23 protein-coding genes, 1 pseudogene and 2 riboswitches are annotated in these 22,897 nt (G+C 37.5%); of the genes and pseudogenes, 9 read left to right on the top strand and 15 right to left on the bottom strand.

Annotation, left to right across the window (positions count from 1 at the left end):
* Positions 1 to 8: 8 nt before the first annotated feature.
* The 5 genes from HOO54_RS08755 to htpX all read right to left on the bottom strand — a co-directional run bounded on the left by HOO54_RS08755 (position 9) and on the right by htpX (position 5,025).
* Positions 9 to 179 carry a hypothetical protein gene (locus tag HOO54_RS08755; protein ID WP_172294367.1) on the bottom strand — a complete coding sequence of 57 codons (171 nt, stop codon included), beginning with the start codon at positions 177 to 179 and terminating at the stop codon, positions 9 to 11.
* 2 nt (positions 180 to 181) lie between these two features.
* The gene (locus HOO54_RS08750; protein WP_172294365.1) at positions 182 to 337 is read right to left on the bottom strand and encodes a hypothetical protein; all 156 of its coding nucleotides are present in this window, start codon (positions 335 to 337) and stop codon (positions 182 to 184) included.
* Positions 338 to 464: 127 nt separating this feature from the next.
* Positions 465 to 2,456 (bottom strand): penicillin-binding transpeptidase domain-containing protein, encoded by a 1,992-nt coding sequence (locus HOO54_RS08745; RefSeq protein WP_172294363.1) that lies wholly within the window; start codon positions 2,454 to 2,456, stop codon positions 465 to 467.
* Positions 2,457 to 2,528: 72 nt separating this feature from the next.
* A complete protein-coding gene (locus tag HOO54_RS08740; RefSeq protein WP_172294361.1) occupies positions 2,529 to 3,878 on the bottom strand; it encodes a TrkH family potassium uptake protein in 1,350 nt (449 codons plus the stop codon).
* A gap of 256 nt (positions 3,879 to 4,134) precedes the next feature.
* Positions 4,135 to 5,025 carry a protease HtpX gene (htpX, locus tag HOO54_RS08735; RefSeq protein ID WP_172294359.1) on the bottom strand — a complete coding sequence of 297 codons (891 nt, stop codon included), beginning with the start codon at positions 5,023 to 5,025 and terminating at the stop codon, positions 4,135 to 4,137.
* A gap of 137 nt (positions 5,026 to 5,162) precedes the next feature.
* Here htpX and HOO54_RS08730 point away from each other — a divergent pair, with 137 nt between their 5' ends.
* Positions 5,163 to 5,879 carry a DUF1836 domain-containing protein gene (locus HOO54_RS08730; protein WP_172294357.1) on the top strand — a complete coding sequence of 239 codons (717 nt, stop codon included), beginning with the start codon at positions 5,163 to 5,165 and terminating at the stop codon, positions 5,877 to 5,879.
* Between the two features lie 229 nt (positions 5,880 to 6,108).
* Positions 6,109 to 6,303 (top strand): alpha/beta-type small acid-soluble spore protein, encoded by a 195-nt coding sequence (locus HOO54_RS08725; protein WP_172294355.1) that lies wholly within the window; start codon positions 6,109 to 6,111, stop codon positions 6,301 to 6,303.
* Between the two features lie 8 nt (positions 6,304 to 6,311).
* On the opposite strand, the gene HOO54_RS08720 is transcribed toward HOO54_RS08725, so the two are convergent.
* From HOO54_RS08720 to HOO54_RS08705, 4 genes are all read right to left on the bottom strand, one after another.
* Positions 6,312 to 7,379, bottom strand: coding sequence for an anti-sigma factor domain-containing protein (locus HOO54_RS08720; RefSeq protein ID WP_172294353.1), 1,068 nt, complete (start codon positions 7,377 to 7,379; stop codon positions 6,312 to 6,314).
* A complete protein-coding gene (gene sigI, locus HOO54_RS08715) occupies positions 7,376 to 8,131 on the bottom strand; it encodes an RNA polymerase sigma factor SigI (protein WP_172294351.1) in 756 nt (251 codons plus the stop codon). Before sigI ends, HOO54_RS08720 begins: the two co-directional genes overlap by 4 nt.
* 259 nt (positions 8,132 to 8,390) lie before the next feature.
* On the bottom strand, positions 8,391 to 9,152 hold the full coding sequence (locus tag HOO54_RS08710; RefSeq protein ID WP_172294348.1) for a TerC family protein: 762 nt from the start codon (positions 9,150 to 9,152) through the stop codon (positions 8,391 to 8,393).
* Between the two features lie 49 nt (positions 9,153 to 9,201).
* A riboswitch (yybP-ykoY riboswitch) is annotated at positions 9,202 to 9,374 on the bottom strand.
* 47 nt (positions 9,375 to 9,421) lie between these two features.
* Positions 9,422 to 10,063 (bottom strand): DedA family protein, encoded by a 642-nt coding sequence (locus HOO54_RS08705; RefSeq protein WP_172294346.1) that lies wholly within the window; start codon positions 10,061 to 10,063, stop codon positions 9,422 to 9,424.
* A 141-nt stretch (positions 10,064 to 10,204) separates the two neighbouring features.
* Between HOO54_RS08705 and ku the strand changes: the two genes are divergently transcribed.
* Both ku and HOO54_RS08695 read left to right on the top strand, forming a co-directional pair.
* Positions 10,205 to 11,068: a non-homologous end joining protein Ku gene (gene ku / locus HOO54_RS08700; RefSeq protein WP_172294343.1), complete on the top strand. Its 864-nt coding sequence runs from the start codon at positions 10,205 to 10,207 to the stop codon at positions 11,066 to 11,068.
* Between the two features lie 3 nt (positions 11,069 to 11,071).
* A complete protein-coding gene (locus tag HOO54_RS08695; RefSeq protein WP_172294341.1) occupies positions 11,072 to 12,910 on the top strand; it encodes a DNA ligase D in 1,839 nt (612 codons plus the stop codon).
* On the opposite strand, the gene HOO54_RS08690 is transcribed toward HOO54_RS08695, so the two are convergent.
* From HOO54_RS08690 to HOO54_RS08680, 3 genes are all read right to left on the bottom strand, one after another.
* Complete coding sequence (locus HOO54_RS08690; protein ID WP_172294339.1) at positions 12,907 to 13,368, bottom strand: MarR family winged helix-turn-helix transcriptional regulator; 462 nt, start codon at positions 13,366 to 13,368, stop codon at positions 12,907 to 12,909. The two genes, HOO54_RS08695 and HOO54_RS08690, sit on opposite strands and share 4 nt — an antisense overlap.
* Positions 13,369 to 13,538: 170 nt before the next feature.
* On the bottom strand, positions 13,539 to 13,712 hold the full coding sequence (locus tag HOO54_RS08685) for a stress protein (RefSeq protein ID WP_172294337.1): 174 nt from the start codon (positions 13,710 to 13,712) through the stop codon (positions 13,539 to 13,541).
* Positions 13,713 to 13,803: 91 nt separating this feature from the next.
* Entirely contained in the window at positions 13,804 to 13,965 is a 162-nt protein-coding gene (locus HOO54_RS08680) for a hypothetical protein (protein ID WP_172292295.1), read from the bottom strand.
* Between the two features lie 181 nt (positions 13,966 to 14,146).
* Here HOO54_RS08680 and HOO54_RS08675 point away from each other — a divergent pair, with 181 nt between their 5' ends.
* On the top strand, positions 14,147 to 14,479 hold the full coding sequence (locus HOO54_RS08675; RefSeq protein WP_172294335.1) for a MerR family transcriptional regulator: 333 nt from the start codon (positions 14,147 to 14,149) through the stop codon (positions 14,477 to 14,479).
* A gap of 127 nt (positions 14,480 to 14,606) precedes the next feature.
* On the opposite strand, the gene mgtE is transcribed toward HOO54_RS08675, so the two are convergent.
* Both mgtE and HOO54_RS08665 read right to left on the bottom strand, forming a co-directional pair.
* Positions 14,607 to 15,962: a magnesium transporter gene (gene mgtE / locus HOO54_RS08670; RefSeq protein ID WP_172294333.1), complete on the bottom strand. Its 1,356-nt coding sequence runs from the start codon at positions 15,960 to 15,962 to the stop codon at positions 14,607 to 14,609.
* 251 nt (positions 15,963 to 16,213) lie between these two features.
* Positions 16,214 to 16,378: riboswitch (M-box (ykoK) riboswitch) on the bottom strand.
* A 141-nt stretch (positions 16,379 to 16,519) separates the two neighbouring features.
* Positions 16,520 to 16,684: pseudogene (locus HOO54_RS08665) on the bottom strand (transcriptional regulator SplA domain-containing protein); the annotation flags it as partial.
* A 133-nt stretch (positions 16,685 to 16,817) separates the two neighbouring features.
* On the opposite strand from HOO54_RS08665, the gene HOO54_RS08660 reads away from it, so the two are divergent.
* A complete protein-coding gene (locus HOO54_RS08660; protein WP_253907643.1) occupies positions 16,818 to 17,822 on the top strand; it encodes a S8 family peptidase in 1,005 nt (334 codons plus the stop codon).
* A 121-nt stretch (positions 17,823 to 17,943) separates the two neighbouring features.
* Here HOO54_RS08660 and HOO54_RS08655 read toward each other — a convergent pair whose 3' ends face one another.
* Positions 17,944 to 18,765, bottom strand: a complete 822-nt coding sequence (locus tag HOO54_RS08655) for an SDR family oxidoreductase (RefSeq protein ID WP_172294326.1) — start codon at positions 18,763 to 18,765, stop codon at positions 17,944 to 17,946.
* A 514-nt stretch (positions 18,766 to 19,279) separates the two neighbouring features.
* Here HOO54_RS08655 and metE point away from each other — a divergent pair.
* From metE to HOO54_RS08640, 3 genes are all read left to right on the top strand, one after another.
* On the top strand, positions 19,280 to 21,562 hold the full coding sequence (metE, locus tag HOO54_RS08650; RefSeq protein WP_172294323.1) for a 5-methyltetrahydropteroyltriglutamate--homocysteine S-methyltransferase: 2,283 nt from the start codon (positions 19,280 to 19,282) through the stop codon (positions 21,560 to 21,562).
* Positions 21,563 to 21,810: 248 nt separating this feature from the next.
* A complete protein-coding gene (locus HOO54_RS08645) occupies positions 21,811 to 22,125 on the top strand; it encodes a DUF5082 domain-containing protein (protein ID WP_172294321.1) in 315 nt (104 codons plus the stop codon).
* Entirely contained in the window at positions 22,122 to 22,787 is a 666-nt protein-coding gene (locus HOO54_RS08640) for a hypothetical protein (RefSeq protein WP_172294319.1), read from the top strand. Before HOO54_RS08645 ends, HOO54_RS08640 begins: the two co-directional genes overlap by 4 nt.
* Positions 22,788 to 22,897: the final 110 nt, after the last annotated feature.

Below are 22,897 nucleotides of genomic sequence, written 5' to 3'. Positions count from 1 at the left end.
CTAAGTTTTCAGCAATGTTTGTTTTTCTTGGCCTTTTTTGTTTTGTTATGTTCAATCACATCTAGCATTTTAAAAGCATTGACATCACCAAGTTCACTTGAAAACTCCTCTTCAAGCACTTGTTTATTCATCGGTTTTTTATGGTTTTGTTTTTCTTTACTTTTTTGATGCTTTTTCATTGTCATGCTCCACCCTGTTTTCCATTTTTCGAGTTACGATTAGCACCTCTATCGCCATTTTCAGCATCAAATTGTGTCATATATTGATGGTCACTCATGCTTTCAACAGGTGTTTTATTGTTAACTGCAGCTTCATCTCGAGCAGCTTTTCGTTTCATGATATCCTTTCTCCTTTCTGTTCATATTTTTCATCTATAGGCTTGCCTAAACAAAAGATTCCACACATCCACTTTATAGAAAAAAGGCCTCCAAAAAGTTAGAAAAAACCAACTTTTTGGATAGCCCTCATTTAAAGATCTTTTTTACTTTTTTGACAACATATGAACTGCCTCCACGATCTGAGACATCTTCAATGATCATTGTAATCAAAAGATCTTTGTTCTTATAATCGTAAGCTGTAAACCAGCCATTTTCTTTTCCTTTTTCACCCTTTTTCTTTTTTAGCTCTGCTGTTCCTGTTTTCCCTGCGATTGTGAGTCCCTTTTCTACCGGTCTAAAGGCAGATCCACGCTGATCTTCAACAACACCTTTCAAGCCTTTTGTAATGGTATCCGCACCTTCAGCAGTGACAACACCTTCATGCCATATTTCTTTCTTATCACCGTCTTTTTTTATTAAGTATGGCTTGAGCATATCTCCTTGATTTAAAAAGGCTGTGTAAGTGGCTGCCAAATGAAGTGGAGACATTAACATCTGCCCCTGTCCATATCCTGAATCAGCCAAGAGAATATCTGAATCAATTTTATCATTTGCTATCGAGGAAGTGCTTGTCGGGAACTCATAGTTGAGCTTTTCTTCAAAACCGAATGATTTTAAGCCTTCTGTAAAACGATCTGCACCCGTATCAATGGCAGTTTGTGCAAAGTAAATATTATCAGATGTAATCAAGGCATTTTCCAAATTCACTTTACTTAATCGCTCTGATACCCTTGTCACTTTGTAGCCACCCCAAGATGCATCCTTTTGCCACTCTTTACCAACGATGCTTTTCTCTTCGTCAGGTTTGATGACATCATTTTTCAATCCAATGGAAGCTGTAATCGGTTTAATGGTTGAACCTGGTGCATACGTTTTATTAAATTTTGCAGCAAATGGGGCTGCATCGTCTTTGTTTAATTTTTCCCATTCTCCTTTTTTCCAGCCAAATAAAAACCCGTTTGGATCATAAGAAGGAGCACTAACGAGCGCTAATGTTTCTCCGGTTTGCGGGTCCAAAGCCACAGCAGCACCAGAATCATCTTTCAATTGGTTGTATAGTTGTTCTTGTTTTCGAACATCAATCACAGTTTTAATATCTGCCCCGTCCTTGGCATCCTTTGATGCAATCGTTGCTCTTGATTCAGGTATTGTAATTGTCCAACCTGTTTCGCCTCGTAATGTCTTTTCATAAATATGTTCAAGACCGACAATGCCAAGTAATGAATGATCACTATAATTTTCTTTATTTTGTTTTAATTCTTCCTTTGTTATCGGTCTGATATAGCCCGTTAAATGAGCAGCTTTTTCTTTGTAAGGATAATATCTTGAAACAACTTCTTGTTTTAACACACCTGGTAAAGAAGTCGCTTTTTTAATAATGTCCGTCTGATCTGGCCTTAGTTTTTTAAGCGGTACAAATGAATCGTTTTTCACCCAGCCGGCAGACAATTGTTTTTCGATATCCGCCAACTCTATATCAAGTAATTTTGACAGATTTTTCAAAACCTGTTCTTTATTACTTCCGAGTTTCTCAGGAACAACACCGATTTCGGGAACTTCCGTATTCGTTGCGAGCGCTTTATCATTTCGATCATATATGGTACCACGAACAGGTTCTTTAGCTGAAACTTTAACTGTTTCTCCTTTTTTCAATTGAGAAAAAATAAAGGAGGGATTCCAATTAACATTCCATGATGTATTGCCATCCTTTTCTTCTTTTACAAGCTTTGCTTTTCCCTTAAAGGACACAGGTCCCGCTAAGGTTTTCATACTGACTTTGTAAGGAATCATTGTCACATCTTTTTTGTCATCCTCATCATTCTGATCAACAATGGAAACCTTTAAATCAGAAACTCCTGCCTGTTCATAGATCGTTTGATGGCGTTTAATAAAATCATCCTTTGAGATTGATTTTTTTGTGGCAGCTGAAAGCTGGTCATACATCTCTTCAAAGTTTCGGTTGTTCCATTTGTCTACATATTGGTCCATGCTTTGTTTTGCTGTTGGTTCATTTGAACAAGCTCCTGCCAGCAGCAGAAAACCGATGACCATAAACAAATGGAGGATTTTATTTTTCATCTGTTTTCCCCCTATTTTTCATGTCCGCCATGAAGTATTATACCATACAAAAGAAATCAACAAAGTTTATCCTTATCCAATAATGATTCTTTCTTTTGGATAATGAAAATTTGCCTCAATCTCTTTCCTTCCGATCAAATAAAGAAGTGTGACAATGCCGATCCTTCCGATAAACATCAAGAGGATAATCACACTTTTTCCTATTGTACTAAGATCTGAAGTAATCCCCATTGATAAGCCAGTCGTTCCAAATGCCGAACATACTTCAAACAATAGTTGTAATAAAGAATGGTCTTCGGTTATTGTCAAGATTAGTGTTGAACAAAATACGAGTAAACTAGCCATCATCGTTACAATCAATGATTTCATCAAATCATCTTGGTAGAGCTCTCTTTTGAAAATTTTCACTGACTTATTTCCTCTGGCAAAATGAAACAAAGCCAATAAGTTTAGCGCAAAAGTAGTCGTCCGAATACCTCCACCAACAGAGCTTGGTGAGGCACCAATAAACATTAGGATACACATAAACAAGGCGGTTGCATCCGAAAATTGGCTGATATCAATTGTAGCTAGACCGCCGTTTCGGGTCGTTGTTGACTGAAACAGAGAATAAAACAATACTTCATGCCAAGGTTTTCCCGCATATAAAAAGTTAGCTTCTAAAAAATAAATTCCAATGGCTCCACCAGCCACTAATAGAAAAAAAGTGACCGATGTAAGCTTTGTAAACAGACTGAAGATATAATTCTTTTTTCTGCTAAAAAGAAATTCCTTAACCTCGATGAGCACCGGAAATCCAATCGCTCCAAAGATTAACAGCAAAATCACTATAAACTGAACAAAATAGTCATCCTGAAACGGAATCATTGAGCTTCCCGTTATATCGAATCCTGCATTGGTTGTCGCACTGATACTGGTGAAAAAGCCTTGGATAAAAGCCTCCTCGACCGAATCAAAATACTTCAAAAAATAGGATCCAAGTACCAATCCACCAATTAACTCAATCAAAACAATCAGAGCAAGTACATGCTTCATCAGCTTCACAAGACCAGATAAATGGGTCTGGTTTTGATCAGTCATAATGAGACGCCGCTCCTTTAAACCAATCCGTTTCCCAAGAATAAGCCAGACAAAAGTCCCAAGTGTCATAATTCCGATCCCGCCAAACTGCAAAATAAATGCCAACAGCCAAATGCCAGTCGTACTGAATGTGTTAGCCGTATCAACAACTGTCAACCCGGTTACGCTTACAGCACTTACCGCAGTAAACAATGCATCTATAAAAGACCATTCTACATCTTTTTGGTGGGCAACCGGAAGGCTTAATAAAACAACGGATACTGTAACAGCTAAAACATAATAAAGCGCAATCAATTGAAATGGTGAAAGCACTCTTAACATTTTCTTCATTAAAACTTTCATCATATTCCTCTTTTATTTGTAGTCGTTATTCATAACGTGTTCCATTTTAAAGGAAACATTCCTAGATGTACAGATACGCTCATCGAATAAAAAATCAATTCTATCATGAGATAAATTCCTTTTGCAGAGTTTGAATTCATTTTTCAATTCACTTGCTTCAAGACTTTCGAATGTTTCAGCAAATGACAAAAACTTTCTTTCAAAGGCACTTTATATAAACATAAAAAAACTCCCCTATCCAAGAGGAGTCTGTGATTTATTTTGCTTCAAGACGGCGAATTCTCTCATTTAAATCCGGGTGAGTTGAGAAAAGTAAAGTTTGTTTTTTTCCGTTAATTTTTAATGTGGCAACAGAAGCTTGTTCTTCTTTAATTCTTGCTGTATAATGCTCAAGCGAACGAAGTGCATGAATCATCTTGTCTTTGCCAGCAAGGTCTGCTCCGCCCCTGTCTGCATGAAACTCACGGTGGCGTGAATAAGCAAACACAACTAGACTACCGAGAATGGAGAAGATGATTTGGAAGACGATCACCGCAATAAAGTGGACGATCGGTGCCAATTCTTCGCGAACAAAGCGAGTAGCTACCCATGCAGCAATTCTTGCAAAGAAAACAACAAATGTGTTGACAATTCCTTGAAGCAATGTCATTGTCACCATATCACCATTGGCGATGTGAGCGACTTCATGGGCAAGCACACCTTCAACAGCATTGTCATCCATTTCTTGAAGCAGCCCTGTTGAGACAGCAACAAGTGAGCGTCTCTTGGATGGACCTGTTGCAAACGCGTTGACTTCTCGGGAATTGTAAATACCGACTTCAGGCATGTTTGTTAATCCTGCAGCACGTGCTAAGCGATGAACACGGTCCACCAATTGTTGCTGTTCATCGGTAAGCGATTCTTTCTCAGGGTTTAACACCTGCACACCCATCGCCATTTTGGCCATCCATCTCGACATTAAAAGTGAGATGAAGGAGCCGACAAAGCCAACAACTGCACTAAATACAAGAAGTGCTGGTAAATTTATTCCATCAGCAGTAAAATACGTTCCAACTCCTGTAAAGGAACTGATAATCGATAAAACAATACCGATCGTTGTAATGACTAAGATGTTCGACAACAGAAAGAGAAGAATTCTTTTTCCCATCATAACCTCCATGTTATAATAAGTTCAAATGAACTTGTTTAATAAAATTATATAACATCTGTTTGAAAATGCAAGCGATAAGACGTAAGATAATGTTTATGATGTTTATTAATGCATGAATACATACGAGGTGGAACATGGAACCTTATCAACTAACTCGCCTGGAAATGGCAAAATTAATGTATGCTTTAAAAGGTCAGCTTGATATTAGTCCGCTCACAATCTTGTTAAATTCAGGAAATCAAACCAGTCATGAAACAGAACATAAACTAAAGATTCCCGAATTCATCTTGAGATACGAACGAAAAAAGCAGAAAACAGAACACGGACTTTCTACTAATGAAATTGTAGAACTCGGTAATTTATGTGAGCTCACAAGCTTAAAATCAACAGCCATTCAAAACTGGATTAAACGGGATATTAAAGATTTAATGGGTCATCCAGACCTCGGCAAAAAATACTCGATTGATCAAGCTGTTATCCTTCTTATTGTACGGGATTTAAAATCAGTTTATGACTTTGAAACGATCCGCCCTATTTTAAATATGGTTTTTAATACCATTACCGACCGTTCAGACGATGTAGTTAGCCCGCTTCGTTTTTATGAAGGATATGCAAAAGTCCTCGAGTATGTGTATCAAATAAAAGATTATATCCGGATTGAATCGGCACTGAAATCAATCGTTATTGAACAAACGAACCGTCTTCGCGAATTCTATCATGATCTTTCAGATGACGAATGGAGCATAGTGAAAGACACCACATCAGTTACCGTACTATCAGTTGTTGTCTCCCATATTCAGACAACAGCACAAACAATGATCCAACAAATATTTAACAAATATCACATGTGAAAAACCGGCTCCCAATGAAGGCACTGAAAAACTCAAAAAGGATTTTTTAAAAAAAGGTGATGCACTACAAATTGTAGGCATACACCTTTTTTTATTATAAAACAACGGACTTACCAGCAGTTTCCTCACAATAGCCAGTGATTTTCATTATCATATCAACAATTGCCAGCATAAAAAAGCTCATCTATTTTAAACTAAACAAGCAACCTTAAGTAAAGGAGTGGAATACATGACCAGAACTAATAAACTAGTTGTTCCTGGTGCTGAAAAAGTATTAAATCAGTTCAAATACGAGATCGCTCAGGAATTTGGTGTACACCTTGGATCAGATTCGGTCGCTCGTTCAAATGGATCTGTTGGCGGGGAAATGACAAAACGCCTTGTACAGCAGGCTCAAACTCAGTTAAATGAAAAAAATAAATAAAACCTAAATCATTCGCCGGGGCTGCTCGGCGGATTTTCTTGGTCAGACGGTTTTTTATCCTTTTGTGAAGGAGCTTTATTGACATTCTCATCCTCAGAACTTCCCTCTTCTAACTGTTCATCTTCCTTGTCACTATTTTTGTCTTGAGGATTTTGTTTTGGGGTAATCGTTTCTTCATTTTTCTTTTTCTTCTGATCTGAACCTGTCTCATCTCGATTTAATGGTTTTTTATCATCATCATCTGGTTGATCTTCTATTTTGGATTCTTCATCATTCGAATGTTGTTCAGGTTGATCCTCATCTTTGATCCCTTTCTCTTTTTTACTTTCTTTTTTATCTTCATCTTTGTGATGTTGATCAGCTTTTTTGTCTTGATCATCCACAGCATTTTCATCTTTTGTCTCTTTTTCATGAGAACGGATATAGCGGCCCGTTGAGACCCCTTCTTTTTGGGCTTTTTCCCTTGTTCCCATGTCTGATTCTACCAATTCCATCTTAAAATTCTGATTCTCATATTTTTCTGTTACATCGGCAATTTCACTTTTTACAATTGTTTTATAAGAATCATCTTCATTATTTTCATAAACAGTTGTGATTAAAACTTCTTTTGAGTCTTTAACATATCCCTGTTTATCGCTGTCTTCCACAATTTCGCTAATCACTTCTTTGAAGTCCGATTTTTCCCAATTTTCTATACTGTTTATTAAGTCTTTTCCATCTTCGTTTAGCGCCACCAGACCTACAACTTCACAATCTTTATTGAGTGCCAATTCAAAGCTTGGATTGATGTCAATGGTCATATATGCATAGGCTTTATTATTGAAAAAGTCAGGTATAAACATAAAAGAAAACAGCATAATCGCAGCAATTGAGAAAACACCGGCTTTTATCGAACGAAGCGAGAGTAAATCAAAAAAACCTGCACGTCTTCGCTCCATTCTTGTTTCTGCAGGAAAGGCAATTTCCTGTCCGATTTCAAATTCTCCCTCCGTTTTTTTTGCTTTTAAGAATTGTCCGTCAGGGGTTAGCAATGTAACACATTTTTTATTTTTTTCTACTACAATTCCTCTTCTCACGAATGAAGCACCCCTTTTAGATAATCTTTAAGGAAAACGTAATCACCGGTGATAATAATCACCATCGCGATAATGTACTTGCGATTTCTTTCCACAGTTTTTCTACTAACATCAACCAGTTTCTCAAGCTGTTTAACAGGTAGCTGTTTCTTTTGAAACAGCATCTCCTTCAATTCTTGGTGGGTAACAAGCGTATATGCGACTTTAATTGCATTCTGTCTCGCATCAAAGTGTTTTGGCGAGTGCTCCAGTAAATCAGAAAACGATAAACCAAAGCTTTTCAATCTTCCTTTAAAATGTAAAATTTCCTCCCTTCTTTGTTCTTGTTCAAGCTGACGATTAAATTCATCAATTGATAATTCTGCTTCTATCATACTTTGAGAAGATTCATGTTCTTCACCTTCTTGCGAATCCATTTTTACGTTTTTAGCATTTCTCGCTTCTTTTCGGATATAGTCAATGACTTTACGTTTAATAATTAATTCTGCAAAAGAAAGCAGCGAATTTCCTTTTTCTGAAGAATATTTTTCAATCGCTTCATTAAATGCAATTAAGCCAATACTAAATTCATCATCTTTATCATCTATGTATCGTTTGCATACAGATGAAACCGTTTTAGCTACAAAAGGTTTATATTGAGCAATTAGTTCGTTTTGCAACTTTTGATTTCCTTGTTGTATGCTGATTACAGACTCTTCTAATGTCGGTTTCTTTTTTCCTGTCTTAAACACAAGGCTAAGCACTGGTTTCACCTCAGTTCCTCCCTATACTACTCATCTATGATAGCTAATTTATTAGGGATTCGCAAAGGTGAAGAGGTGGAACACATTTCTAATTTTTCAATTGTGACAAACAAGATGGTTCTTCATTTAGATTAATTCGATTAGAAGCTGACGATTAAGGGGGTTTTTTGCTGTTTTTGTAACACCCATGTTAATAAAATGAAAAGTTATTTCGACAAATTCCCCAACAAAAAACTGCCAGTATTTACCGGCAGTTTTTTTATTATTTTTATGCAGCCTCATTCTGCTGTTTTTTAGGATTTGACATGAACCATCCTCCAAGAGCAATCGCAATCAGTACACTCCAGAAGATGAACTTCCATGTTCCTGAATGAATAAAATGATGTGAAATGATATGAATTTGCGGATGGGCAAGTGTATAAAGCGTCAGTTTGACACCGACCCAACCAACAATCACAAATGCCGCTGTTTCTAGGCTCGGACGCTTCTTTAACAAATTGACAAACGCACTTGCAGCAAAACGCATAATAATAATACCAATAATACCACCAGCTAAGATCACCATAAATTGACCGCCATCTAATCCACCGATTTTAGGAAGGTTTGTCAAAGGCAATGTAACAGCAAGCGCTACCGCTGCTAAAATCGAGTCGACGGCAAAGGCAATATCAGCAAGCTCAACTTTAATCACAGTCGGCCAAAACCCGCTTTCTTTCGTTCCCTTTATTTTTTCGCCTTTTTTGAAAACATGTTGTTTTAGAATATGATGGATGGAAATGTATAGCAAATAGATTGCTCCAATCGCTTGAACCTGCCAAACATTGACTAGAAATGAGATGGCAAACAATGCGCCAAACCTCATCACAAACGCACCGGCTAATCCGTAAAAAAGCGCTTTTTTTCTTTTTTCTTCAGGCAAGTGCTTAACCATGACAGCCATGACAAGAGCATTATCCGCAGCCAAAATACCCTCCAGCCCGACTAATATAAGAAGAACCCAACCATATTCAAGTAATAATGCTACATCCATTTAAAAACTCCTCCTAAGTATTGTCTCTTTCTCTTATTCCCCCTAATCCAGCAGGGTATTTTCAGAAAACAAAAAAGACCTCTGCCAACATTAGGCAAAGGTCTTGCTAGACATGGTTATATCTTCATCAATACATGCCAACAAAGCCGATGGAACTGATCCATGAACTGACGACTTTGTTTCCGGTTTTAAAACCGGACGCTACTCCCCTTTGGGAAAAAAGAAAATATTGAATTATATGATCATATTAACCCTCTAACGTTTATCTGTCAATCCTTATTTTTATTCAAAAAAGAAGCCAGGCTTTCTGTTTTCACTTTATTTTGTCTGTACTTTACATATAGATAAAGAATAGACAAGACTGCAATTGATATTCCAAGTGGTAAAAGATACTTGTCCAACAATCCACCGACAGCACTCCAGTTCTCACCAAGATAAAAGCCTAAATAAACATACACAAATGTAATCGGTGTAATGGCGAGGAATGTATAGATGGAGAATACCCAAACATTCATTTTGGCAAGTCCGCATGGTATTGAAATCAACGTTCTAACCCCTGGAATAAACCGGCCGCTAAACGCAACAAAACCGCCATGTTTCTCAAAGAAAAGATCTGACTTTTCAAGCGCTTCCGGCTTAATAAAAAAATACTTTCCATAGCGTTGTAAAAAAGGTCTCCCTCCATACCTTCCTAACCAATAAAGAGTTAATGGACCGACAACACCGCCCAGTGATCCTGCCAGAACGACACCTATAAGAGACATATCACCTTGATAAACCCAATATCCGGCAAGAGGAAGAACAACTTCAGCTGGTATGAACTCAATACATAAAGCAAGAAACACACCAAAATATGAGAGGTTTTTAAAAGCCTCTACCATTGACAAAATCAATTGTTCGATATCAATCACAGCCTTAAAAAAATTTCAAGTTCTAAAGAACTTACAAACTTGATTTTACCACAGTTTTTTGTATGATGCTTCAAATCCATATGTTACTATTCATGAAACAAATCGTACAATGGCATCACTAAGGAAAAAGGAGTTGAACGAATGCATACGATGTGGAAAGGCTCAATTAGTTTTGGGCTTGTCAATATTCCGATCAAATTGTTTGCCGCAACCGAAGACAAAGACATTAAGTGGCGTTCTCTTCATAAACAATGCCTTTCACCAATTCAATATGAAAAAAAGTGTACAAATTGCCATCAAGAAGTATCATCAGATGATATTGTTAAAGGATATGAATATGTCAAGGGAAAATATGTCACCTTTAATGATGAAGAAATGAATCAGCTAAAGGAAGAGCAAGAAGATAAAGCAGTTGAAATTGTTGATTTTGTACAACTTAAAGAAATTGATCCAATTTATTTTAACCGGTCTTATTTTGTCGGACCTGGAGATAATGGTGTAAAAGCGTACACCCTTCTTCGCGAGGCTCTGAAAGAAACAGAAAAAATCGGAATTGCTCATATGACAATTCGTTCCAAAAAACAACTTGCCATCCTAAGGGTATACGACAACTGTATTTTAATGGAGTCGATCCACTATTCTGATGAAGTGCGAAACACGATACATGTCCCTGGAGTGCCGACAGAAACAGAAGTCAACCAAAAAGAACTGCAAACGGCAATTTCATTAATTGATGAACTGACAACTACTTTTATGCCTGAAACATATGAAGATACTTACAGAGTTGCAGTCATGGAAAAAATTAAGGAAAAGGTTGATCAAAATGAATTGACAACTCCTGTTGCAAACACTTCGTCACGTGAGGATGTGATCGATTTAGTGAGCGCTCTTCAGGCAAGTATTGAACGAACGAAAAAACAAGAAGTAGTGAAAGAAGAAAAAACAGTGGGCGTAGAGGCTAAAAAACAAAAAACATCCCGAAAAAAAGCCTCCCAGATCACATAGAATATGGCCCTTACAATGCAGCCCACTTTCTCGTCTTCACCTCCACTAGGTAAAAATTGGCGATATGAAGTAAAATATGACGGCTACCGTGGGCTATTAAACGTTTCTCAAACAGAGGTTTCCCTAGTCAGCAGGAATGGTCTTTCTTTGAATAGCGCTTTTCCTGAAATTACACAGGATATTAAAAAAAAGCTACCTGAACTTGAAAAATATCTCCCATTTACAATCGATGGGGAAATCGTTTCATTAACAAACCGTTACCGTTCAAATTTTGAATATGTGCAAAAACGAGGATTATTGAAAAGAAAAGAACTTATTCTAGAAGCTGCTACTCATCAACCATGTCACTACCTTGCCTTTGATTTACTGACATGCAGAGGAAAGAACATCACTTCATTATCCTATGAGGAAAGGAAGAAAATGCTTTATGACTTTTCAGTTCAGCTCAAGATCCCACTAGCCCCTGACCCTTTTTCAAATGAGCGAATTCAATATATATCAGAAACGTCTGATTTTCGTTCACTTTGGGAACACATTAAAAAATATGATGGTGAAGGAGTGGTTGCGAAAAAAAAAGACAGCCTCTGGAAAGAAAACAAAAAAACGGCTGAATGGGTGAAACTAAAAAACCACAAACGAGCAGCCGTTTTCATGACAGGATATAATCAGGCAAATGGTTATATCACAATAGCCGTTGTTGATCGCGGAAAAATAAAAGAGATCGGTTCAGTTTCCCATGGCCTGTCAAATCAGGAAAGAAACGCTGTCCTTGCGATTGTCAAACAACATGGAAAAGAAGTAAAAACTGGTGAATATGTGATCGCTCCTTCGATTTGTATGATGGTGCATTATTTGACAATCCATTTTGGTACATTGCGGGAAGTTTCTTTTGTCAAATTCGAGTTCGATATGTCATGGGAAGATTGCACGTATTTGCGGCTTTTACTGCATTCAAAAAACATAAACCCAGCTTTGCAATTTACAAATCTGGACAAGCTCATTTTTCCGAAAACCGAAAAGTCAAAAGCAGATTACATCAGTTACTTAATTGAATCGGGTGAAACTCTTTTGCCTTTTTTAAAAAATCGGGCGCTTACAGTAATTCGCTATCCCCACGGAGCATGTAAAGAATCTTTTTTTCAAAAAAACAAGCCTGATTATGCCCCTGATTTTATTACTTCTGTTAAAGATCAAGAGCATGAACATATTCTATGTCATGATTATTCTGTTTTATTATGGCTTGCCAACCAGCTTGCCTTGGAATTTCATATTCCTTTTCAAACAGTTGATACACAGCACCCGACTGAAATTGTCTTTGATCTTGATCCGCCTTCACAAGCGGAGTTTTCCCTCGCTGTTCGCGCAGCTGAGGAACTACGGCACTTATTTGAACAACTCGGTCTTCAATCCTTTCCTAAACTGTCGGGAAACAAAGGTATACAAATTTATATACCGCTTACAAAAAACACATTTACTTATGATGAGACTCGCATTTTTACAAGTTTTGCTGCGAAATATTGCGTCTCACTATTTCCTGATTTGTTTACAACTGAACGATTAATTAAAAACCGGCAAGGAAAACTTTACATTGACTATGTCCAGCATGCTCCTGGAAAAACGATAATCTGTCCATACTCTCCAAGAGGAAATGAACTGGGAACAGTTGCTGCTCCACTATTTTGGTCAGAAATCAATTCCAGCTTATCACCTGTTGATTTTACAATGGATGCTGTCATCAAAAGGATAAATGAAATCGGATGCCCGTTCGAACAATTTTTTAGACAGCCGCAAGATAAACCAATTAGAGCGATTCTTGATCACTTAAAAGACAGCGATTTTTAACGAAACAAAAGATGTTGGCTGTGAATTCCGGCTTTTTTCAATAGTTTTATGAGCTCTTCCTGTTCTTCTTTTGTCAATCCTGAAAAAGCACGTGTAATTCTCATGGTATGGATAGGATAAATTTCATCAAGGTATGTTTGACCTTTTTCCGTCAATTTCGCATAAACAGACCGTTTATCCTTCGGGTCCTGCTCCCTTTTGATAAAACCGTTTTTTTCCAGTTTATCAATCACATAAGTGACATTCCCGCTTACAAGGAGCAGTCTTGAACCGATTTGCTGTAACTTCTGAGCTCCCCTTGTATAAAGCAGTTCTAATACAGCAAATTCTGTTGGATTAAAGCCATGTTCCTTACTATCCCGAATACTATGTTCTGAAATGCTTTTAAAAGCTCTTGCAAAAACTTTGTACAAAGACATGGCACGGTGAACCTCTTCCTCATTAAACGAAAGTCTCATATCATCTACCTCTTATACTGTTTTCTTGAAATAAATTAAAGCGAATGTAAACCCTTACACCCACAAAAAGAAAGGGGATCTCCTCCCTCTTCTACACGTATATATTTTCGTTAAATATAGGGAAACTCCTTCTTCTTTTTTCATCTATTAAAAAGAAAGCCCCGCTTTATTTATTTATTTTTAAGCGAGGCTTTATCTTTTTGGAAAAAGTAAATATATTCTTTTCGCAATTCTGTAATTGTCATCTTATGCAAAATATCTTGCTGACATGCACCAATTGAAATCAATTTTTTCGTATAGTGATTTCTCTCTTCTTCCAATGCTTTTTTTAGTAATTTACTCATTGTATCTCCTCTCATTTTCAGATATTCCCTCAGCTTTATCTTACAATCGGTTTGTTAATAAAAAATAAACACCATGTAAAGATTTCTCAACTTAAGATGATTTTTGGTAAAGACCGTTCTGCACTGAACGTAATAGTGGAAATGCTTCTTTTCCTGCAAGTTTTATTAACATTTCAAACAATTCATCTCTTCTGTTATCTAAAGCCACTATTTCTTGAGCGAGCAGGACAGCTTGTTTTTCTTCTTTCACCAATAGACTCTCCCCCTTAATCCATTTTGTAGATAAATATTATAAAATTTTCAAGTCCGTTTCATCGTTTATGTTAAGTTTTCTTCCGTAAATTTTTTATCAATGTCAGATTTTATTACAATTCATAAGATTTTTCTCTCAATTTTTTATATAATACAAAAAAAGTCGTCTTAGGGGTGGGAATATGACAGTCGAAGACCATTCTTACAAGGATAAAAAAGTGATTTCTATTGGTATCGTCAGCGAGCTCACAGGCTTATCAGTAAGGCAAATTCGATATTATGAAGAAAGAAAACTAATCTATCCGCAACGATCATCAAGGGGAACTAGAAAATACTCCTTCGCGGATGTAGAGCGGCTGATGGATATTGCAAATAAACGCGAAGACGGTGTTCAAACAGCGGAGATCCTTAAAGATATGCGCAAAAAAGAAAAAAGTTTAAAAAATGATCAACAACTAAGAAAAAAAATGCTTCAAGGGCAGCTAAATGCACACTTCAAATATAGAAACCGTTAACGGTTTCTCATCGTGGTCTGCATGAACAAGCGGGATCTTGCAATCTCCTCCTTGATGCATGTTAATCATGGACTTTTTAGACAGCGCTATAGAAAAAGCCCTCCTTTTTTAGGAGGGCGGCTGCTATTTATAAGGCATGAATAAATGCTGTTGCAATACCAAAATAAATTAATAGAGATAAAATGTCATTTAAAGTTGTAATTAACGGACCTGAGGCAATCGCTGGGTCGACATTACATTTGTGAAGAATAATCGGGACAATCGTACCCGCCATCGTACCAATAATAAGTGTTGCTAAAAGTGATGTACCTACCACAAAACCAAGTAAAAAATTCCCCTGCCAAACAATTGCGATGCCTGTAATAAAAACAGCACATACAATCCCAATAATGATACCGGCTCTCAATTCTCGAAAAATCAAGCGAAAGATCGTTTTCTTATTGAGCTCCTCTTTGGCAAGGCCTCTGATCACAACCGCTAATGACTGTGTGCCTGTATTTCCTGTCATTCCGGCAATCATTGGCATGAAAAAGGCTAATGCCACAACATGTTGAAGCGTATCTTCAAAATAACTCATGATACTGCCGGAAATCAGACCGATAAACAAAAGTAAAATTAACCAAGGGAGTCGTCGGTATGCAGCAACATACGATTTTGTATCAAACGTGATCGCTTTACCCGAAGCAGCAAATTTTTCGTAATCCTCATTCGCCTCTTGAATCACAATGTCGATAATATCATCAACAGTAACGATTCCAACAAGTTTATGTTCTTTCTCAACAACGGGAATTGCTAGAAAGTCATACCTTTCAATGAGCTTTGCGACCTCTTCCTGATCTTGCATGGCATCAACAGAAATAACCCTTGTAAACATTAAATCCTGCACTTTTTCATCTGGTTCAGCTAAAATCAAATCGCGGTAAGATAAAACACCGACAAGCTGTTTTACTTCATTGATCACATATAAATAGTTGATCGACTCGGCAATCTCTGCAAAACTTTTCAGCTTAATAACAGCTTCCTTTACCGTATAGTTTTGAGGAATCCATACAAAACGGTTTGTCATTATTCTTCCCGCTGTTTCCGCTGGATAGTTCATTAGTACTCTAACCGCTTCGGATTCTTCAGCTTCCATGCTTGAAAGAAGCTGATCCTTAAGCTTCGGTTCCATCTCCTCAAGAAGTGCGGCAAGATCGTCATTATCCATTTTGTTCATGACATGGGTCGCTTTTTCTTTACCGACTTTATTTAACACAACAAACTGTTCTTCTTTTTCTAACTCTCCCATCAAATCGGTTATGTCATCAACGGTTAAAAAAGAAAGATAACGCCCGCGGTGCTTTTCTGGCATTTCTTTAAATAAAATCGCCATATCATACGGCTGCAATTCCTCTAAAAGATGTTGAAACTCTTTTCGTTTTCCATCTCTGAGTAAAATAATAATTCGTAAAATCAGTTCATCATATGTCATATTTTGCAACATGGGTCATTGTACCTCCTTTTTAGGAGATCCTTATACCACCATAACAGAAGGTGTGATGTTTAAAGATCTCCTCATCCTCAATCAATGTTTTGTGCCTAATGATGTCTTTCGTATGTTTAAACCGCCTCGAATGGGGAGAATCCATACTCACACCTCCTTAGAAAAATCCATTTATTTATTTTTATTATAAAATAAAAAAACACCTATTTCATTAAAATGAAGGTGTTAAAAAGCCATACAAAATAAAACCCTAACGCCTTCAATCGTAGAGCTTTAGCACTGTATGGCATAGACATGATGTCAGCTGCGTTAAAAATCACCTTATGTCGATGATTCTTGTTGACCCATTGGCGTCTTTGGACATTTTTGGGCAGCAGCGTATCTCCATACAGGAGCCTCACCTAACGAAAAGCTATATTGGTCGGACAAAATGAGATTACAGAAAAAAAGGGCAACTGTCAATAAATAAAACAATAATAACCCTTTAATATATGTGAAAGTTTCTTTTTCCGTCAAAAAACGAACCAGCTTTTTAATCAGATGAGGCATTTTAAAGATTACTCGTTTTCCTTTGAAATATCTTCATTTGAGAGGAAATGATAGTTTTCATGAAGCAAAAGAGTATACTCCTCATCAAACTTCGGATGTGGTACAAATTCCGCCTGATTAATTGATAATTCTACCTGATGGTCATCTTTTTCTTTCATAATAAAAACAACTCCTTTTTTTCTATAGGGTACCTCATTTTACTCATAGATATGAGCTAATCGACCGTTATTTTTAAAATTTGGACTTTTCAAAAAATTAATACAAATGAACCTTTTTTAAATTTTAGAGATGTTTTATAATTTTATCATGCACCTTGTACCTCACCAAAGCAGCACAAAAAAGGAGGCTTTAAACATGCAAATGCGATTAATTCCTTATGTCATGGATGAAAAGCTTTTGGAAGCTAGTGAAATGCCGGAAGGAATCAATGCTATTAAGGCACCAGAGCTGTGGTCACAAGGTTTTAAAGGAAAAAATGTTACAATTGCAGTTCTTGATACAGGCTGTGATACCAAACATCCAGATTTAGCTAACCGAATTATCGGCGGAAAAAACTTCACTAGCGATGATAACGGTCAAGAAGACCAATACAATGATTATAATGGACATGGTACCCATGTAGCTGGTACGATTGCCGCCAATGGGAACAGCGGAGGAATTTCAGGGGTTGCGCCTCTTGCAAACCTGTTAATTGTCAAGGTGCTTGGCGGTAAAGACGGATCTGGTCAATATGAATGGATTATTAATGGGATCAATTATGCCGTCGAACAGAAAGTAGATATCATTTCAATGTCTCTGGGCGGACCCAATGATGTTCCAGAATTGAAAAAAGCGATTGATCATGCTGTCCAAAATGGTATTCTTGTCGTCTGTGCCGCAGGAAATGAAGGTGATGGAAATGAGCGGACAGAGGAATACTCATACCCAGCAGCATATAATGAAGTGATCGCTGTCGGGTCTGTATCTGTCACGCGAGAATCATCTGAATTTTCAAATGCGAATAAGCAAATTGATTTAGTGGCACCTGGTGAAAAAATCTTGTCAACATTACCTCATCAGCAATATGGGAAATTAACGGGAACATCGATGGCTGCTCCCCATGTCAGCGGAGCATTGGCTCTTATTCAATCTATAGAAGAAAAAGCATTTAATCGTAAATTGACCGAGCCGGAGCTATACGCCCAATTGATCCGTCGAACGATTCCTCTTGATGATTACTCAAAAACATTGATTGGAAATGGTTTTCTATATTTAACCTCTCCAGATATTTTAGTCGAAAAAACTGCAAAGATAAAACTCCTTTCCTTTTAATTTATGAAGATCTGCTCACAAAGACTTTTTTGTTAATATTCAATAATGAATTGGCTGGTTATGAGGACTTTTCCTGTCCCATTGACCAGCTTTTTTAGCGGACGCCACATGATTTTGCTAGTTAAATGAATTCATCACGGTAATCGTGGATAAATTGTTTGACAGTAATCGGCTGCCGTTGAAGGATGTTCTCTAGATCAGATGTTATCTTCTTAGCCAGTCCTAACTTTGCAGTTAAATAAATACCAATCATAATGGTGATGAATTCTTTTGGAACTCCTTTTTCTAACATTCTCTTTCTGAATGTTTTTGCAGATGGATTGGCATAAGTAAAGGTTATGTCTAATTCAGCTGTTAACATATCGGCTACCTCGTAATAGGTCAGAACCTCTGAACCAGTAAGTGAATATGCCTGATTTTTATGCCCTGGCTCAGTTAACGTTTTTACTGCCACTGATGCAATATCACGAACATCAATAAAACTTGTTCTCCCATTACCTGCTGGCACAAAAATTTGACGATCTTTACGTAACTCCTCCCCATGCTGCTGAACTAAATTTTGCATAAAAAAGCTTGGACGTAAGAAAGTATAAGGAATTCCTGACTTTTTAATAGAACGTTCAGCCTTATAATGAGGTACTAAAGGATTTTTTTCGACTCCTAATAGGGATAAGAAAACAATCTGTGTTACTCCTGCTAATTTAGCGGAGTCGATGACTGGATCTAAGTACATTTTGATATTTGAAATGTGTGGTGGACGAATTAAAAATAGTTTCTCAATGCCATTCAAAGCTGGAAGATAAGAATCATTGTCTTCAAAATCAAAGTAAACTCCATTTCCTTTTTTTGATCTAGAAGTAGTTTTAAATGGTACGTCTAGATCTGATAGTTGTTTGACAATTTCTCTTCCTACTGTTCCAGTAGAACCTGTTAATAAGATCATTCTTTCTACTCCTTTATGGATGTATAAAGCCACCTCAAATACACATTTTTTGACTATGATCAGCTTCCCCATATTAAAACATTTCATACGCTCCCAGAGCTTGACGGAATGGTACAAAACATTCGAATGGCTGAAAGGATCGTGAAAATTTACAGTTTTTTTATTAATCTTTTAAATTATTAGAATAAAAAAATAATTTTGACTAAAATGCCATGACGGTATATAATCTATTAAACAATTTCATCATCAGGAACATGGTTATCTAGCTTTGATCTGGATTTGAAAAAATTTGTGAAAAGCTAACAGAAAGCAGTTCAAAAACCCACTGTTCTGATCTGGAAAGAATGAGATATCCGGTTGGAGAGTTGATCTGCTGCTCCAATGACTGGTAGGAGGTGTTCAAGAGTTGATGTAGCACAGATCTCGAACACAAGTTGCTGTTTTGCGGCATTCACCTCTAAATCCCCAAAACAAGTGAATGTCTTTTTTATTGATTTTTAAAGGAGGAGATCAAATGACAGTTGTGAAGACAAGTAGCTTAGGCTTTCCAAGAATCGGATTAAACAGGGAATGGAAAAAATCGCTTGAGTCATATTGGAAAGAAAAAATCGACCGTGAAACATTTCTTCAAAAGATGGAAAAACAATTTTTAGAGGCAGTTCAAACACAGCTGGATCAGCAAATTGACATTGTACCAGTGTCTGATTTTACATACTATGATCATGTCCTTGATACAGCGGTGATGTTCAACTGGATTCCGGAAAGATTTAAGCATATTCAAGATCCTCTAGATACTTATTTCGCAATGGCTAGAGGAACTAAAAACGCTGTACCTTGCGAAATGACTAAATGGTTTAACACAAACTACCACTATCTTGTGCCTGAATTTGAAAAATCAATGGAATTCCGTCTGACAGAAAATAAACCGTTAGAAGCCTATCGCAAAGTAAAAACAGTCTTTGGTGTAGAAACAAAGCCAGTTATTCTCGGTCCATACACTTTTGTAACACTGGCAAAAGGCTATGAAAAACAAGAAGTCGCAAACATTTATCAACAGTTGATCCCTCTATACATCCAACTTCTTCAAGAGCTTGAGCTGGAAGGTGTTAGATGGGTACAAATTGACGAACCAGCTCTTGTCACAGCCTCTCCAGAAGAAATAGCGGCTGCAAAGGCAATCTATCAATCCATTAAAGATGAAGTTCCAACACTTAACGTTCTTTTGCAAACCTACTTTGACTCAGTTGATGGATACGAAGAGCTGATTTCATTTCCTGTTGAAGGAATTGGGCTTGATTTTGTTCATGATCAAGGAAGAAACCTTGAACAGTTGAAATCCCTTGGCTTTCCAAAGGATAAAGTCCTTGCCGCTGGAATATTGGATGGGCGCAATATTTGGAAAACAAATCTGGAAGAACGACTTGATTGGATCACCGAATTTGTTAGTGAAATCAGAGTTAGCGAAATCTGGATTCAACCTTCAAACAGTCTGCTCCATGTTCCAGTAGCCATCCACCCTGATGAACATTTGGCGAAAGATTTGTTAAACGGGCTAGCTTTTGCAAAAGAAAAATGTGTTGAGCTCCATCTATTAAAAGAAGGATTACTATCGGGAAAAGCAGCGATCGGAGAGCAAATAAACAACGTAAACCGGCACTTAAACACACTTAAACAGTTCGGGACAGCCGCGGATGAGACGTTTACCGAAGAACAGCTGACTGAAAAAGATTTTACTCGTGAAACAGCTTACGAAAAACGGCTTACTCTCCAAAATGAATCACTTGGACTGCCACTGTTACCAACAACAACAATCGGAAGCTTTCCACAAACTGCTGAAGTGCGAAGCGCACGGCAAAAATGGCGAAAACAAGAATGGTCAGATGAACAATATGAAGCTTTTATTAAAGCAGAAATTAACAAATGGATTGATATTCAAGAAGATATCGGACTTGACGTTCTTGTTCACGGAGAGTTCGAACGGACAGACATGGTTGAGTATTTCGGGGAAAAGCTGGCCGGATTCGCTTTTACTAAATATGGCTGGGTTCAATCATATGGTTCTCGCTGTGTCCGACCGCCACTGATTTATGGAGATGTCGAATTTAAAGAACCGATGACTGTGAAGGAAACCGTTTATGCCCAATCTTTGACTTCCAAACAAGTAAAGGGCATGTTAACAGGTCCTGTTACCATTTTAAACTGGTCATTTGCCCGGTGTGATCTGCCAAGAAAAGAAATCGCTTTTCAAATTGCTTATGCTCTTAAAAAAGAGGTTGAAACACTTGAAAAAGCGGGAATACAAATCATTCAAGTTGATGAACCTGCATTAAGAGAAGGACTTCCATTAAAAGAACGTGACTGGAATAACTATCTCACATGGGCTGCTCAGGCTTTTAGACTGTCTACATCATCTGTTCAAGATACAACGCAAATTCATACTCATATGTGTTACAGTCATTTCGAAGATATTGTCGATACGATTGAAAACCTAGATGCAGACGTGATTACGATTGAACATAGCAGAAGCCATGGTGAGCTTCTCGAATATCTCGAACACCGTCCTTATGTAAAAGGTCTTGGACTCGGTGTATATGACATTCACAGTCCGCGGGTCCCTCCTGTCAGTGAAATGCTTACGATCATTTGTGATGCTCTTAAAGTTTGTCCAAAAGACCGTTTTTGGGTAAACCCTGACTGCGGTTTAAAAACAAGGCAACCTGAAGAAACAATTGCCGCTTTGAAAAATATGGTAGAAGCTGCAAAACAAGCAAGAGATTCATTGGCTCAAACCGTTTAAAACAAAATGTTTGCCGATGGTGAGGCTGTCGAAATTCCGGCAGCCTTTTTTTCATTTTAGGTCATTGGAGTCTTGTTCAACACATCACTTTAAAATTCTCACCACCAGATGGTTCTTTTATACTATCATCGGTCATTCACTCGCCAAATCTCCCATTAAGACTTTTGATTCATTTGTACGATTCCTTTCCATTCCTTTTTCTTTTAACATATTTGTAGTAGCTGATTGGAAAGGAAGGAAAATATATATTGAGTGACGATGGAAAAACCTTTGAACGTGAATTTAAAAGAAAAACATATGACGAAGATATTCAATCTCTTGAACGTTATATAGGAGAGTTGAGTGATGTGATGACTGAACTGAGACATGAAAGCTTAACTATTTTAAAAGCCCATCAATTGTATATGAATGACTGGCAAGGGCAAGCACGCCAGATGTATGACGCTCTATTAGATGATCTTGATGATGCCGAATACCGTGTTTATGACAGTCTACGAACTGTTAAGCAGCAAGCGACAGAGGAGATCAAGCGGCTAAGACGGAAAACTGAGGAACTGATATGAGTATCCGTATCAATTTAAACAACTTAAATACCCTTGCCCTTCAGTTTAACCAATCTCAAGAACGGATTAGTGATATGATACAGCTTTTGAATCGGCATCTCCATGTACTACTCTTAAATGTGACAGCGGCACAGACAAATGCTATTGACCATGCTCAGACTGAATTAGACTACGAATTAAAAAGCTATTTAAGGACACTGGACGACATCCATCATTTACTTTGCTACACTGAGTCCCGGATGAAAAAATCCGATCAAATCCTTGCTGCGCAGCTATTTCAACATAGCGGTCAGCTCGCTGACTATTCACACATCATGACATTTCTAGCAACATCAGGATTATCAGCTGATCAATTTAAGTTAGAATTATCAATTTTGTCCGAACCACGTTTTTTAATGAACGAATTAAAGAAGAACGGTCTAACAGGTCTGTTAACAAACGCTCACAATGGAGCTTGTTTTCAGTTTGATGATCAAGGAAAGCGGTCGCTTTGGTCGGCACGGCAGTTATTTAATAACAGAGTCGTAAAAAACCTTTGTCTTCTAGCCTATCAGCATGTCGCAAAAGGTCCTCTCTCCCTTACGGTTTCATGTATAACAAAACAAGCAAGCAATGTTCAAACCGTTTACCTACCGAAGAATACACCCCAGCCATTGTCTTAAATGGTTTTAGTGTGACAGCAAAATATAGGCAAACCTCTAAACCAAGGCTGGCATCACCGCCGGCTTTTTTAATTGCCACATCCAGGCACTCCCCCCTCAAGTTTTTTCAA

It is taken from the genome of Bacillus sp. WMMC1349, from assembly GCF_013155385.1.
Lineage (GTDB): Bacteria > Bacillota > Bacilli > Bacillales > Bacillaceae > Bacillus.
Note: the sequence above shows the minus strand (reverse complement) of the source record. Positions and strands in the feature narration are given on the sequence as shown.